We start from the raw sequence: 14,510 nt of genomic DNA, 5'->3' as shown, positions 1-14,510 counted from the left end.
GTCACTCCGTGCCGATCGAGTCGGCCTGGCGCTGGACGGCCGCGAGCGCGTCCGCGGCCGACTCGCTGCCGCGCGCGACCTTCTCCATCTCCTGGCCGAGCAGGGTCGACACCTGGGTCCAGGTGGTGACGGCGGGCAGCGGCTGCACGTTCTGCAGCTGCTCGAAGAACGCGTCCAGCAGCGGCTGGTCGGCGATCACCGGGTCCTGCCAGGCGTCGACCACGGCGGGCATGCTGCCCGCGGCCTCGTACTGCGCGATCTGGGTGTCCTGCTCGGCCGTGGCGCGCACGACCTTCCAGGCCGACGCGGCGTTGTCGGAGGAGGCGGTCACGCCCCAGCTGCCGCCGGCGAGCTGACCGGAGTCGTTGTCGGGACCGGCGGGGAGCACGGCGGTGCCGATGTGCGCGTCGGTCCAGCCCTCCTCCTCGGCCGTGGTGTCGAGGGTAGCGACGACCCAGGGGCCGCTGATCATCGATCCCGTCTTCCCCGACACGAGGTACGGCTGCGCGTCGAGGAACTGCGGGGTGTCGGGCGAGGAGATGCCGTCGGCGAAGACCGACGCGTTGTACTCGGCCGCGGCGAGCATCTCGGGGGTGTCGAGGGTCCACTCCGAGCCGTCGTCGCTGAGGAGCTCGGCCCCGGCCTGGTGCGCGAAGGTGGCGAGGGTCTGCCCGTTGTAGGTGTCCCAGCCGACGTCGGCGCCGAATCCGCTCTCGGCGCCGCCGGCCTCGAGGCCCTCGAAGAAGGGGATCGTCTCGTCCCAGGTCGTCGGGGCCTGGACGCCGCCCGCTTCCGCGAAGTCGGAGCGGTAGATGAGCACGCGGGTGTACGCGTACCAGGGCACGGAGTAGGTCGTGCCGTCGCGCTCGCCCGCCTCCCACGACCCGGCGAAGAAGCTGTCGGAGTCGACGAGGCCGTCGGGCACCGGTGCGAAGGCGTCGGACGCGAGGAACTGCGCCTGCGCCTCCGTGTAGAGGAACGCGATGTCGGGGGCGGTGCCCGCGGCGACGGCGGTCTGCAGCTTGGTGTTGTACTCGTCGGAGGGGACGAGGGTGATCTCGAGGTCGAGGTCGGGGTTCTCGGCCGTGTAGTCGGCGAGGACCGCGTCGAGCTGGGTGGCGTCGCCGTCGGGGGCCCAGAGGGTGACGGTGCCGGTGGCGGCGGAGTCGTCGACCGTGGTGGCGGCGGCGGCGGCGGCGGTGTCGGCCGAGCGGCCGCATCCGGTGAGGGCGAGTGCGGTGACGGCGACGACTCCGCCGAGCAGGGCGAGTCGGGAGGACGGGGCGGTGCGCTTCATGGAGGCTCCTGGGGTCCGGGCGCTTTTCGCTACTTTGTAGCGGAAGTCGGCGCAGGGCGAAGGTCGTGCGGAGGAGGGGCGGGCCGCCGGGTCCGGTTCGGTCCGGATTATGCGACCTTGTAGCAGAAGTGCGGGAAGAAAGACCCGGCCGAAGCCGGGTCGTGAACGAACCTAGGCCCCTGCTGTTTCGGGCGGATTACCCGCGCGGCACGCTCTCGTTACGGAGTGAGGGCCGCGGCGAGGGCCGCGGCCTGGGCGGCCCAGAAGCGCTTCGCGACTCCGGTCCGGCGGAACAGGGCGTCGAAGCCGTGGAACGCGCCCTGCACGATCTCGAGCTCGCAGGGCACGCCGGCCGCACGCAGGCGCTCGGCGTGGCGGACGTCCTCGTCGTGGAAGAGGTCGAGGGTGCCGACGCCGATCCAGGCGGGCGGGAGGCCCGTGAGGTCGTCGCGGCGGGCGGGTGCGGCGTAGGGCGAGACGTCCGCGCCGCCGGGCTCGGTGCCGAGGTAGGAGGTCCAGCCGAAGCGGTTGCTGCCGGGAGTCCAGACACGGACGCCCGGAGGAGTGGGCCCGGGGCGGGTCACGGTGCGGTCGTCGAGCATCGGGTAGACGAGCAGCTGGAACGCGGGCTGAGGCCCGCCGCGGTCGTGGGCGAGCAGGGTCGCGCCCGCGGCGAGGCCTCCGCCGGCGCTCGCTCCTCCGATCGCGATGCGGTGGGGATCGACCCCGCGCTCGTCGGCGTGCTCGACGAGCCAGTGGAAGGCGGCCAGCACGTCCTCGAGGGCGGCGGGAGCGGGATGCGCGGGCGAGAGGCGGTACTCGACCGAGAGGACGGTGATGCCGAGGGTGCGGGCGAAGGCGATGTTCGACGCCTCGTCCTGGAAACGGCTGCCCAGCACCATCCCTCCGCCGTGCACCCAGAGGAGGGCGGGGGCGGTCCCGCGGAGGATGCGGGGCGGTAGCTGCGCGCCCGGATCGGCGGTGCGCCGTCGGCGCCCGGGATCTCGACGTCCTCGACGAGCAGGTCGGCCGGCGCCTCCCCGCCCACGGCCTCGCGCCGGGTGGCGAGGCGGAGCAGGCGCGGCCCGAGGGAGACGGGCGGGATCCAGCGGCCGAGCGCGAGATCCGGGTGGAAGAGGGACGCCGTCGCGGCGGTGCGGGCTGACGCGGTGATGCGCGGGAGGCTACTCCCCGCGCCTCGGCGGACGCCCCTCTCCCCCATTACGGGCGGACCAGCGTCTTGATCGCGCGGCGCTCGTCCATCGCGGCGTACGCCTCCGCGATCTCATCGAGCGGGAGCTCGAGGTCGAAGACCAGGCCGGGCTCGATCGCTCCGCTGAGCACGTCGGGGAGGAGCTCCTCCATGTAGCCGCGGACGGGCGCGACTCCGCCGTTCACGCCGACGTTCGACCCGAACATCTGGCGCACGGGCAGCTCCGGACCGCCGTTGGGCACGCCGACGTAGCCGACCATGCCGCCGGGGCGAGCCGAGTCGAGCGCCTGCTGCATCGACTCCTTGGTGCCGACGCACTCGAGGACGCAGTCGGCGCCGATGCCGCCGGTGAGCTCCTTCACACGGGCGACGCCCTCGTCTCCGCGCGTCTCGACGATGTGCGTGGCGCCGAAGCGGGTGGCGAGCGCCTGACGGGACTCGTGGCGCGACATGGCGATGATCGTCGTGGCGCCGAGTCGCTTGGCGGCGAGCACGGCGCAGAGGCCGACCGCTCCGTCACCCACGACCGCCACGGTCGAGCCCGCGGTGACGCCGGCCGAGACGGCGGCGTGGTGACCGGTGCCCATGACATCGGCGAGCGTCAGGAGGCTGGGGATGAGCTTCGGGTCGGGATCGGTGCCGACGCGGAAGAGGGTGCCGTCGGCCAGCGGCACGCGCACCTTCTCGCCCTGGGCGCCGTCGGCGAAGCCCTCGTCACCCACCTCGGCTCCCCACCAGCCGCCGATGAGGCACGACGTCGAGACGCCGTTGGCGCAGTTCGCGCACGTGCCGTCGCAGACGTAGAACGGAGCGATCACGAAGTCGCCGACGGAGATGTCGCGCACGTCGTCGCCGACCGACTCGACGACTCCGACGAACTCGTGCCCGATGCGGTGCGCCTCCTTCGTCGGCGTGACGCCGCGGTAGGGCCAGAGGTCGGAGCCGCACACGCAGGCCGCGGTGACGCGCACGATCGCGTCGCGCCCGGTCGACAGGGTCGGCTCGGGGACCTCCTCGAGTCGGATGTCGCGCTCGCCGTGGATGAGTGTTGCTCGCATGAGGGATCTCCTGCTCGAGAGGGGGGTGGGGTCGTTTCCACGGTACGCCGGGGCGCGCGCGGGAGGCGGCGCGGGGCGGGGGCTTGCACGGGCGTGCGGAACGGGGCACAGAGGAGACGGGCGCAGAGGAGAGGCGCGGAGACCGCGGCCGCCCCGCTCGTCACGGCGGCGCCTCCGCCCAGCCGTCGCGCCCGACGACCACGTGCGCCAGGAACCCGAGGCCGCACGCCCGGGCCCCGTCGGCGAGCGCGCGGGTGGCGGCGCGGTCGGAGGGGAGCACGGTCGCGTCGCCGGAGTGGCTGTGCGCGAGTGCGACGCCGGCGGCTCCGCGGGAGAGGACCTCGGCCAGGACCGCGGGCACGGGGAGATCGGCGTGGGAGGCGCCTCCGTCGGCCAGGGCGAGGACGTCGCGCACCGCCCCGGAGGCGTCGAGCGCGACGGCGAGCACGGTCTCGTCGGGCCGGGCGCTCAACAGGGGGCCCACGAGAGCGGCGAGCTCGGCGGGAGTGGTGACGCGCGGCGCCCGGTGCGCGCGGTTCATCCGCCGGCGCAGCTCGAAGGACGCGACGATGCGGCACGCCGCGACCTCGCCGATGCCGCGCTGGCGGGCGAGGTCGACGACTCCGGCCCGCGCGACCGCGTCGATGCCGCCGAACCGGGCGAGCAGCTGCTGGGCGACGACGGTCGCGTTGGCGCCGCGGACGCCGTTGCCGATCAGGACGGCCAGGGTCTCGGCGTCGGTCAGCGCCGCCGGACCGTGCGCGCGCAAGCGCTCGCGCGGGCGCTGCTCGGGAGCGAGGTCGGCCATGCGCGGAGCCGGCGGAGGGAGGGACATGGCGGCGACGGTACCGGCGCGGCCGGGTGCCGCGAGGGCCGCTCCCCCGACGCTGTGGACGACTTCGCGGCCCCGCCCCTCTGTGGAGGAGCCTCCGCCGGCAGCCGCGCCCTCGAGTCCGCGGAAGTCGTCGTACTCGAGCTCGAGTACGACGATTCCCGCGGAGTCCGAGCCGCCCTACGCCGCCGTCGGCAGCCCGGCGCTGACCACGAGACCGTCGCCGTCGTCCGACACGTCGACCAGCACCACGTCGCCGTCGCGGATCGACCCGTCGAGCAGCGAGGTCGCCAGCTGGTCGTCGATCTCGTGCTGCATCAGGCGGCGCAGCGGCCGCGCGCCGTACAGCGGGTCGTAGCCTCGCTCGGCGAGCCATCCGCGGGCGCGGGGCGTCACGGCCAGATCGAGCCGTCGCTCCGTCAGGCGACGCGACAGCCGATCGACGTACAGCGACACGATCTCGCCCAGCTCGGTCTCGTCGAGCGTCCGGAAGATCACGATGTCGTCGAGGCGGTTCACGAACTCGGGCTTGAAGGCCTGGCGCACCATCTGCTGCACCGCCTCGTCCTTCTGCTCGTTCGAGAGCGTCGGGTCGACGAGGAACTGCGAGCCGAGGTTCGAGGTCAGGATCAGGATCGTGTTGCGGAAGTCGACCGTGCGGCCCTGACCGTCGGTCAGGCGACCGTCGTCGAGCACCTGCAGCAGCACGTCGAACACCTCGGGGTGCGCCTTCTCGATCTCGTCGAGCAGCACCACCGAGTAGGGGCGCCGACGCACGGCCTCCGTCAGCTGGCCGCCCTGCTCGTAGCCGATGTAGCCGGGAGGGGCGCCGACCAGCCGCGAGACGGCGAACTTCTCGCCGTACTCGGACATGTCGATGCGCACCAGCGCCTTCTCGTCGTCGAACAGGTGGTCGGCGAGCGCCTTCGCGAGCTCGGTCTTGCCGACGCCGGTCGGGCCGAGGAACAGGAACGAGCCCGTCGGACGGTCGGGATCCGAGATGCCGGCGCGCGTGCGGCGGACCGCGTCCGCGACGGCCGACACGGCCTGCTCCTGCCCGATCAGGCGCCGGTGCAGCTCGCGCTCGAGGTGGAGCAGCTTCTCGGTCTCGCCCTGCATCAGCCGGCCGACGGGGATGCCCGTCCACGCCGCGATCACGGCGGCGATGTCGTCGGCGGTGACCTGCTCGTTGACCATGCGGCCCTCGGCGGGCTCCTCCTCCTTCTCGGCGGCCGCGAGATCGCGCTCGATCACGGGGATGTCGCCGTAGAGGAGGCGCGACGCGCGCTCGAGGCGGCCCTCGCGCTGGGCGCGCTCGGCCTCGATCCGCAGGGCGTCGAGCTTGTTCTTCAGGTCGCCGACGCGGTTGAGGGAGGCGCGCTCGCGCTCCCAGCGCTGCTGCAGCTCGTCGAGCTGGGCGCCCCGGCGCGCGAGGTCCTCGCGCAGCTTCTCGAGGCGGGCCTTGGAGGCCTCGTCCTTCTCCTTCTTCAGCGCCAGCTCCTCGAGCTTCAGCCGGTCGACGGAGCGGCGGAGCTCGTCGATCTCGACGGGAGCGGAGTCGATCTCCATCCGCAGCCGCGACGCGGCCTCATCGATCAGGTCGATGGCCTTGTCGGGCAGCTGACGCGCGGTGATGTAGCGGTTCGACAGCGAGGCGGCGGCGACCAGGGCGGAGTCGGCGATCGCGACCTTGTGGTGCGCCTCGTAGCGCTCCTTCAGGCCGCGGAGGATCGCGACGGTGTCCTCGACCGACGGCTCGCCGACGAACACCTGCTGGAACCGGCGCTCGAGAGCGGCGTCCTTCTCGATGTACTCGCGGTACTCGTCGAGCGTGGTGGCGCCGATCATCCGCAGCTCACCGCGGGCGAGCATCGGCTTGAGCATGTTGGCGGCCGCGACCGAGCCGTCGCCGCCACCGGCGCCCATGAGCGTGTGCAGCTCGTCGATGAACGTGATGATGCGGCCCTCGGAGTCGTTGATCTCCTTCAGCACCGCCTTCAACCGCTCCTCGAACTCGCCGCGGTACTTCGCGCCGGCGATGAGGGCGGACAGGTCGAGGCTGACGAGCCGCTTGCCCTTGAGGCTGTCGGCGACGTCGCCCGCGACGATCCGCTGGGCGAGGCCCTCGACGACCGCCGTCTTGCCGACGCCGGGCTCGCCGATGAGCACGGGGTTGTTCTTGGTGCGCCGGGTCAGCACCTGGCTGACGCGGCGGATCTCGGCGTCGCGACCGATCACCGGATCGAGCTTGCCGCTCGCTGCGATCGCGGTGAGGTCGACGCCGTACTGCTCGAGAGCGGACTGCTGCTCGTCCTGCTGGGGCGTACGACCGGCCTGCATCTGTGGTGTCCTCCGTGAAGATCGAAAGTTGAGTTCGACTGACTCAACTTTATCGCGCTGCGGGGTATTCCCGAAGGTCTAAGGGGTTCACGCGGTCAGCCGGCCGTCGCCCGCGCCGCCGCGGAGCGAGGTGAGCGCGTCGCGCAGGATCCGCCGCAGCGCCGGCTCCCCCACTCCGGTGAGCGCCGCGATCTCGGGCTGCGTGTAGCGACCGGCGACCGCCAGGAGCAGCAGCTCCCGATCGGGGCACGGCAGGGCGAGGAGGCCGGTGCCCATCGGACGCCGGGCGACCGCCCTCGAGGTGCCGAGGGTCTCGCAGAGCACCTCGAGCAGCCAGAGCACCGGGGTCTCGGAGCGGGCGCCCTCGGGACAGCGGCGCCAGACCTCGGCGAACGCCTCGGTGCAGAGGCGGTCGCGGGTCGCGGCGTCGGAGTGGACGGCCGCGACGGACGCGGAGAAGAGGGAGCCGAAGCGGTCGAAGAGCGCGGCGAACGCGGCACGGTCGCCGGTGGCGGCGGAGCGGAGCAGGCGCGCGGCAGCGATCCCGACCGAGTAGACCTCGCTCGCGACCTCGTCGTCGGTCCCCGCACTCACAGGCTCAGCGTGTCACCGCGGCGACCCCGGCGTGAGCAGTTGCGCCCGCGGGCGCTGCGGAGTAGGAGCGATCGCTCCGGGGCAGGAGGGCGCGGGTCAGAGACGCGGCCAGCGCGCGCGGGCGAAGCAGAAGACCCCGTACGCGATGAGGCCGACCGCGACGAAGCCGAGCAGGAACACGCCGAACGGCAGCTCCGTCAGCGACTTCAGCGCCTCGTCGAGACCGCCGGCCTGCTCCGGATCGTGCTTCACCGCGGCGACGATCAGCAGGACGCCGAGCGCGCCGAGGACGATGCCCTTGGCGGTGTAGCCGACGATGCCGAGCCAGGTGACGACGGTGCCCGCGGTGCCACCGGGCTCCGCGACGTTCTCGAGGAACTTCTTGCTGACGCCCCGGTAGACGAAGACGCCGCCGACCGCGAGGACGATCACGCCCACGAGCACCAGCAGGACGACTCCGCCCGGAGCCGACAGCAGCTGAGCGCTGGCGCTCTCGGACGACTCGGACGAGCTCGATCCGTCGCCCATCGCGAAGCGCAGCGCGGTCACGCCGAGTGCGGCGTAGACGACGGCCTTCGCCGCCTCCTTCAGCCTGCTGCCCCACTTCTTCAGCTCGGTGTCGCCCTTGACGACGAGGAACGCCTCGAGGATCCCCCACAGTGCGAGGCCGAAGAGGCCGACCGTGCACACCCAGAGCACCACGGTGCCGCCGGGAGTGGAGGAGAGGGCGCCGAGCGCGCCGGACTGGTCGGCCGATCCTCCGCCGCCCCGCGCGACCTGGAGGGCGATGACGCCGATGAGGATGTGCACGAGACCGTTCGCGGCGTAGCCGAACCGGGCGAGGGTGCGCACCGCCGTCGAGTCCTGCGCGTCGTCGGCCGCCTGCTTGGCCTGGGTACCACTCGGAGTGTTCACAGGCGGGACGCTACGCGTTTCCACAGGCCCCCACATCCCCTTGCGCTGTGTTCCCGCGGTCCGGTGGCCCTGTGGAGGAGTTCTCCCCACGGTTGTCCACAGTTCTCCACAGGGTTGTCCACACCTGTGGATTCGCTAGAACGGCTAGACGTCGACGGCGCGGACCAGGCCGTCCTGGACGGCGCCGAGCCAGTCGTAGACGCTGCGGATCGCGGCCGCGTTCTCGTCCTCCGGCTCGAGTCCGTCGTCGGAGTCGAGGATGCCGAGGCGGGCGGCGAGCGCGAGGCGCATGTCGGTGAGCGCGCGCATCCACGAGAGCGCCTGCGGCTCCTCGAGGCGCACCGAGATCTCGCCGAGGCCCGCGAAGACGCGTCCGTGCCCGGAGTCGTCCCCCGCGTCCAGCGCGGCGGTCACCGACCGTGCGTCGTCCATCTTGCGTCCGGCGAGATCGGGGGCGGTGAATCGCCGGAACTCGGCGGCGGCCTCGGCGTCGTCGCGGTAGGCGTCGGGGAGCAGGCGCGCGAGTGCAGGATCGGTGCGGGCGAGGTCGTCGTCGACGCTGCGATCGAGCAGCTCGAGCATCTCGCCGGCGAGGTGGCGGAGGATCCCCGCCTCCTCCCGGTCGAAGCGGGCGACGGCGGCGCCGGAGGAGTCGCGGCGGAAGGCACGCATCAGCGGGGGGCTCTCGAGGGGCGGACGGGGGTGCGGCGGGGCGCGGCGGTGAGGACCGCGGTGCTCATGCGTCGGCCTTCTGCAGCGTCGCCCACAGGCCGAAGCCGTGCATCGCCTCCACGTGCCGCTCCATCTCCTCGCGATTGCCCTGCGCGACGACCGCGCGACCCTCGGTGTGGACCTGCAGCATGAGGCGCTCGGCCTCGGCCCGGCCGAAGCCGAAGTAGCTGCGGAAGACGTACGAGACGTACGACATGAGGTTCACGGGGTCGTCCCAGACGAGCACGATCCACGGGACGTCCGCGGCGGAGCGGGTGCGCAGCCGCTCATCGGGGCGCTCGATGGTCTCAGGCACCCGTCCAGCCTAGGTCGCGGGCGGGCGGAGGGAGCAGCGCGCGGCGACTCTCCAGGAGTCGTCGTACTGGGGCTCGAGTACGACGACTTCCGCGGACTCGGGCCCGCCGGGCCGCCCACTCTCCAGAAGTTGCGGGAAGCGCGAGCGATTACCGCAACTTTTGGAGAAGCGCTGGGCGGGGGGGGGGGGGCAGCCGCGCGACTCCGACTCCGGTACCGCGCTGGGGCCGCGCTGGCCGCGCTGAGGGCGCAGTACTCGAGTCCGCGGAAGCCGTCGTAGTCGGGCTCGAGTACGACGACTTCTGCGGAGTGGGGCGAACCGGGCCGTCCCCTCTCCAGAAGTTGCGGGAAACGCGAGCGGTTACCACGACTTGTGGAGAACCGAGCGCGGCGTCAAGCGGACAGGCGCGGCAGGATCTCGCGGGCGAACAGGTCGAGGTGCTCGAGGTCGTGCAGGTCCATCATCTGCAGGTAGACCCGCTCGACGCCCGACGCGCGCAGCGACTCCAGGCGGTCGACCGCCTCCTGCACGCCGCCGGCGATGCCGTGCTCGCGCAGCTCGGCCGGCTCGCGCCCGACGGCCGCGGCCCGGCGCGTGAACTCCGCCTCGGAAGCTCCGGCCACCGCGATCAGCGCGACCGAGTGCACCAGCGACGACGGCTCGCGCCCGATCGCACGGCACGCCTCGTCGACGCGGTCGAACGAGCCGCGGATCGAGTCGACCTCGGGGAACGGCAGGTTGAACTCGCTCGCGAACCGGGCCGCGAGCCGCGGGGTGCGCTTGGGGCCCCCTCCGCCCACGATCACGGGGACCGGCAGCCGCGCGGGCTTCGGCAGCGCCGGCGAATCGGTGAGCGTGTAGTGCTCGCCCGCGAAGGAGTAGCGCTCGCCGACCGGGGTCGACCAGAGGCCGGTGACGATCTCGAGCTGCTCCTCGAGCAGGTCGAAGCGGCGGGGCGGGAACGGGATGCCGTACGCGGCGTGCTCCTTCTCGAACCAGCCCGTGCCGAGCCCGAGCTCGACGCGGCCGCCCGACATCGCGTCCACCTGCGCGACCTGGATCGCGAGGATCCCCGGCGGGCGGTAGGTGACGGAGGAGACGAGCGTGCCGAGCGCGATCCGCTCGGTCTCGCGGGCGAGGCCGGCGAGCGAGGTCCACGCGTCGGAGGGACCGGGGCCGGGATCGCCCTCGCCCATGCGGAGGTAGTGGTCGGAGCGGAAGAAGCCGTCGAAGCCGAGGGCCTCGGTCGCCTGGGCGACGGCGAGGAGATCCTCGTAGCTCGCGCCCTCCTGGGGTTCGGTGAAGACTCTGAACTGCATTGCTCCAGCCTTGCGCACGTCCGCGGCCGAGTGGGGCGTCCGCGTTCCGAGTCGCGGCTCGACGCAGTGCGCAACCGAGGTCCGGAGGGCCGCGGCGGCCCTCCCCGTGCCCTTCCCCGGATCCTGACCTCGGTTGCGAACACCCGCGGCGCCCGGTCCCGTGCCACGGTGGCTCCATGTCCCGACTCGACGCCGCCGCCTCCGCTCACGTCGCCGCGATGGGGCACCCGCGCCACGAGCAGATCACGCGGGTGCGCGAGGCGGTGCTGTCCGCGGATCCGCGGCTCGTCGAGTCGGTGAAGTGGAACGCGCCGAGCTACGCGATCGGCGAGCACCTGGTCACGCTGCGCCTGCGGCCGGGCGACCGGGTCGAGGTCGTGCTGCACCGCGGAGTCGCGGCGCGCGCCGACGAGGTCGCGCCGGTCCTCGACGACACCCGCGTGCAGTGGCGGGCGCCCGACCGCGCGGTCCGCGCGCTCGACGCCGACGAGGACCCCGCGCTCGTCGCGCCCCTCGTGCGCCAGTGGCTGGCGGCGGTCGCTCCGGACTGACCCCCCGAGCACCGACGCACCCCGCGCACCTCCGCGCCCGATCCGCAAGTCCGTGTTTCCGCCCCGTTCGGGCGTCACGATGACACGGATGAGCATTCTCGACGCCGCGGTGGACGACCGGGTCCGACAGCGGTTCGGCGTGCCGATCGCGCGGCTCGAACCGGTGACCGGCGGACTCGACGACCGGGCCCGTGTCTGGTGCGCGACCGACGACTCCGGAGCCCTGTGGAGCGTCAAGGCGAGCCGCCGCGACGGCCGCTTCGGGCTGTCGCTGGCCGCCTCGCTCGCCGACGCAGGAGTGCCGGGTGTGATCGCTCCGCTGCGCGCCGACGACGGCCGCCCGTGGACGGAGGACGACGGCGTGCTCGTCTCGGTCGCCCCGTGGATCCTCGGCGAGGACGCGGTCGACTCCGGCCCCGACGCCCTCTCGTGGGAGGGGCTCGGCGTCGTGCTGCGCGCCGTGCACGACTCCGAACCGCCCGCCGGCGCTCCCGTCCGCCGCGGGATCCGCCGAGCGGACGCCCCTCCGCTCGCCCGCCTGGCCGATCTCGACGAGCGGATGCACGCCGTGCAGGACCACGCCGTCGCCCGGTTCTGGCGCGATCACCGACCGCGCCTCGAGGCGCTCGCCCGGGCGGAGCGGCGCCTCAAGCGCGAGCGCACGCCGACCGCGCGCGTGCCCCTGCACGGCGATCCGCATCCGGGCAACGTCGTGATCGGCGTCGACGGCCGCCCCTGGCTCATCGACTTCGACGAGGCGACCGTCGCCCCGCGCGAGGTCGACCTGCTGCTGATCGAGCTCGGCGTGATCTTCTCGCAGCCGATCAGCGACGAGCAGCGCCGGGCGTTCCGCTCGGGCTACGGAGCGACCGCGATCGACGACTCGCGCATCGCCCGCTTCGGCTGCGTGCGCGCGATCGAGGACGCGGCCGCAACGGCTCACGCGGCGCTCGACTCCGAGGACCCCGGCGAGTCGCTCGAGTCGCTCGAGGGCCAGCTCGGCCCCCACGGCCTCGTCTCGCTCGTCGAGACCGCGCTCGACCGCCTCGACCCCTGACCCGCAGACCGACACCGCGCACCCGCACGCACCCGCACACCGCAGACACCGCACCGCACACCACAGCAGAGGACACCATGAAGACACGACGACTCCTCCCCACCGCCACCGTCCTGGCCGTCACCGCCGCCCTCACCGGCTGCAGCGGCTTCGGAGGAGGGGGCGGCGGCGGATCCGACGCCGACTCCCTCACCTTCACCACCTGGGCCAGCGAGTCCGAGCAGGCGGCCTTCGAGTCGCTGATCACCGACTTCGAGGCGGCGAACGAGGGCGTCGACGTGCAGCTCAACGTCGTCCCCTACGACCAGATGTTCAGCAACATCGACGCGCAGCTCAGTTCGGGCGAGGCGCCCGACGTGTTCCGCGTCGACTACGGCAACCTCGGCGTCTACTCGAGCCAGGAGCAGCTGCTCGACGTGAGCGAGTACTTCACCGAGGATCAGATCGCCGACTTCACGCCCGCGTTCTGGGAGGCCGTCTCGTACGAGGGCGTGCCCTACGGCGTCCCGCACCAGACCGACGTCTCGGCGCTGCTCGTCAACACGGAGCTGCTCGCCGCCGCGGGCATCACCGACGTGCCGACCACGCTCGACGAGGCCTGGACCTGGGAGGAGTTCACCGACGTCGCCACGACGCTGCGCGCCTCCCTCCCCGCCGAGCAGTACCCCTTCGTCTACAACTGGCAGCTCGGCGGCACCCCGCGCTGGCTGAGCTGGCTGTTCGAGGCCGACGGCGCCCTGCTCGAGGAGGACGGCACCACGCCCGCCATCGACTCCCCCGAGGGCGCGAAGGCGCTCGACTTCACGAAGAGCTTCTTCGAGAACGACTGGGTGCCCCCGACCAGCTCGGTCAAGTCGGCCACCTACGCCGACTCCTTCTTCACGGAGGAGACCGCCGCGATGGCGTTCGCCGGCTCGTTCCTGGTGCCCGACATCGACGACCTCGCCGACTTCGAGTGGGTCGCTACTCCGATGCCCGTCGACCAGCGCGGAGCGACCGACCTCGGCGGAAACGCCCTCGTCGCCACCGCCGACACCGCGAACCCCGAGCTGGCCGCCGAGTTCCTGACCTTCATGACCGAGGCCGAGACCATGGCCGAGTTCTGCGCGGCGACGAACGAGCTGCCCACCCGCTCCGACATCGACCCCGCCTCGATCGAGTTCGCGGTGCGCCCGGATGTCATGCCCGTCTTCGTCGAGCAGGCCTCGACGATCACGCCGCGCGACGTGCAGCAGCTCACCTCGCCGTTCCTCGCGCAGATCTCGGTCGCGATGCAGGACCAGCTCGAGCAGGCCTTCGTGAACGGCCGCAGCACCGAGGAGACGCTGACGGACCTCTCCGACGCCATCGGGCAGGCGACCAGCTGATGACGTCCGCCGCACTCCGCCGCAGGGAAGGCGCACCCGCGCCCGCCCGGCGGCGGTCGGCCGCCCGCACCAGGGAGGCGCTCACGGGCTACGGCTTCGTGGCGCCGAACATGCTGCTGATGGCGCTGTTCCTCTTCGTGCCGATCCTGTGGGCGATCCAGCTGTCGTTCCAGGACTCGCGCGGCTTCGGCACGCCGGAGTGGGTCGGGTTCGCGAACTACCTGCGGATGGGCGCGGATCCGGTCTTCTGGCAGAGCCTCGCCAACACGCTGCTGTTCACCGCCGTGACCGTGCCGATCGAGCTGATCGGCGGGCTGGGCCTGGCCGTGCTGCTCAACTCGGTGCTGCCCGCGCGCGGCGTCTACCGCACGATCATCGTGCTGCCGCTGGTCATCTCCGGAGTCGCCTCCGGCATGATCGCGGTCACGATCTTCAGCGAGTCCTCCGGCATCGTGAACAAGGTGCTGACCTCGCTCGGCGCCTCGCCCGTCTCCTGGCAGTCCGAGGGCGCGCCCGCGATGATCTCGGTGATGATCACCGCGATCTGGCTGCGGATCGGCTTCAACATGGTGATCTACATCGCCGGCCTGCAGAGCGTCTCGCCCGAGCTCTACGAGGCGGCGCGGATCGACGGAGCGACGCGCTGGCAGCAGTTCCGCGCGCTGACGGTGCCGCTGGTCGGCCCGTCGACGTTCTTCCTGCTGATCATGAACGTGATCGCCTCGTTCCAGGTCTTCGACATCGTCTTCGTGATGACCGGCGGCGGACCGGGCTTCGCGACCTCGGTGCTCGGAACCTACGCCTACCGCAACGGCTTCCAGGTGCGCGAGCAGGGCTACGGAGCGGCGCTGGGCGTCGTGATCCTGCTCATCACGCTCCTCTTCACCTACGTCCAGTGGCGCACCAGCCGCACCCGCGACCTCGTCGAATAGGACCCCCG

General features: G+C 72.5%; 14 protein-coding genes. 4 read left to right on the top strand and 10 right to left on the bottom strand.

Annotation, left to right across the window (positions count from 1 at the left end; translation table 11 throughout):
• Nucleotide 1 precedes the first annotated feature (1 nt).
• From LRG51_RS12490 to LRG51_RS12445, 10 genes are all read right to left on the bottom strand, one after another.
• Nucleotides 2-1,297: an extracellular solute-binding protein gene (locus tag LRG51_RS12490; RefSeq protein WP_268966586.1), complete on the bottom strand. Its 1,296-nt coding sequence runs from the start codon at nucleotides 1,295-1,297 to the stop codon at nucleotides 2-4.
• Nucleotides 1,298-1,515: 218 nt separating this feature from the next.
• Nucleotides 1,516-2,199: an alpha/beta hydrolase gene (locus tag LRG51_RS12485; protein WP_230672986.1), complete on the bottom strand. Its 684-nt coding sequence runs from the start codon at nucleotides 2,197-2,199 to the stop codon at nucleotides 1,516-1,518.
• A 319-nt stretch (nucleotides 2,200-2,518) separates the two neighbouring features.
• Nucleotides 2,519-3,568, bottom strand: a complete 1,050-nt coding sequence (locus LRG51_RS12480; protein WP_230672985.1) for a zinc-dependent alcohol dehydrogenase family protein — start codon at nucleotides 3,566-3,568, stop codon at nucleotides 2,519-2,521.
• Between the two features lie 160 nt (nucleotides 3,569-3,728).
• A complete protein-coding gene (locus LRG51_RS12475) occupies nucleotides 3,729-4,403 on the bottom strand; it encodes a JAB domain-containing protein (protein WP_230672984.1) in 675 nt (224 codons plus the stop codon).
• A gap of 177 nt (nucleotides 4,404-4,580) precedes the next feature.
• Nucleotides 4,581-6,740: an ATP-dependent Clp protease ATP-binding subunit gene (locus tag LRG51_RS12470; protein WP_082481656.1), complete on the bottom strand. Its 2,160-nt coding sequence runs from the start codon at nucleotides 6,738-6,740 to the stop codon at nucleotides 4,581-4,583.
• 87 nt (nucleotides 6,741-6,827) lie between these two features.
• Entirely contained in the window at nucleotides 6,828-7,334 is a 507-nt protein-coding gene (locus LRG51_RS12465; RefSeq protein ID WP_230672983.1) for an RNA polymerase sigma factor, read from the bottom strand.
• A gap of 96 nt (nucleotides 7,335-7,430) precedes the next feature.
• Entirely contained in the window at nucleotides 7,431-8,249 is an 819-nt protein-coding gene (locus LRG51_RS12460) for a DUF1206 domain-containing protein (protein WP_230672982.1), read from the bottom strand.
• A 144-nt stretch (nucleotides 8,250-8,393) separates the two neighbouring features.
• A complete protein-coding gene (locus LRG51_RS12455) occupies nucleotides 8,394-8,921 on the bottom strand; it encodes a DUF2017 domain-containing protein (RefSeq protein WP_055794116.1) in 528 nt (175 codons plus the stop codon).
• Nucleotides 8,922-8,985: 64 nt separating this feature from the next.
• A complete protein-coding gene (gene clpS, locus LRG51_RS12450; RefSeq protein ID WP_055794114.1) occupies nucleotides 8,986-9,276 on the bottom strand; it encodes an ATP-dependent Clp protease adapter ClpS in 291 nt (96 codons plus the stop codon).
• A 392-nt stretch (nucleotides 9,277-9,668) separates the two neighbouring features.
• Nucleotides 9,669-10,595, bottom strand: a complete 927-nt coding sequence (locus LRG51_RS12445) for an LLM class F420-dependent oxidoreductase (protein WP_230672981.1) — start codon at nucleotides 10,593-10,595, stop codon at nucleotides 9,669-9,671.
• 176 nt (nucleotides 10,596-10,771) lie between these two features.
• Here LRG51_RS12445 and LRG51_RS12440 point away from each other — a divergent pair, with 176 nt between their 5' ends.
• The 4 genes from LRG51_RS12440 to LRG51_RS12425 all read left to right on the top strand — a co-directional run bounded on the left by LRG51_RS12440 (nucleotide 10,772) and on the right by LRG51_RS12425 (nucleotide 14,502).
• Nucleotides 10,772-11,146 (top strand): DUF1801 domain-containing protein, encoded by a 375-nt coding sequence (locus LRG51_RS12440; RefSeq protein ID WP_055794111.1) that lies wholly within the window; start codon nucleotides 10,772-10,774, stop codon nucleotides 11,144-11,146.
• A gap of 88 nt (nucleotides 11,147-11,234) precedes the next feature.
• Complete coding sequence (locus LRG51_RS12435; protein ID WP_230672980.1) at nucleotides 11,235-12,203, top strand: aminoglycoside phosphotransferase family protein; 969 nt, start codon at nucleotides 11,235-11,237, stop codon at nucleotides 12,201-12,203.
• A 77-nt stretch (nucleotides 12,204-12,280) separates the two neighbouring features.
• Nucleotides 12,281-13,570: an ABC transporter substrate-binding protein gene (locus LRG51_RS12430; protein ID WP_230672979.1), complete on the top strand. Its 1,290-nt coding sequence runs from the start codon at nucleotides 12,281-12,283 to the stop codon at nucleotides 13,568-13,570.
• A complete protein-coding gene (locus LRG51_RS12425; protein WP_230672978.1) occupies nucleotides 13,570-14,502 on the top strand; it encodes a carbohydrate ABC transporter permease in 933 nt (310 codons plus the stop codon). Before LRG51_RS12430 ends, LRG51_RS12425 begins: the two co-directional genes overlap by 1 nt.
• The last annotated feature ends 8 nt before the right edge of the window (nucleotides 14,503-14,510 follow it).

It is taken from the genome of Rathayibacter sp. Leaf248, from assembly GCF_920939495.1.
GTDB lineage: Bacteria > Actinomycetota > Actinomycetes > Actinomycetales > Microbacteriaceae > Rathayibacter > Rathayibacter caricis.
The sequence above is the reverse complement of the archived record's forward strand: the minus strand, read 5'-3'. Positions and strand labels throughout refer to the sequence as shown.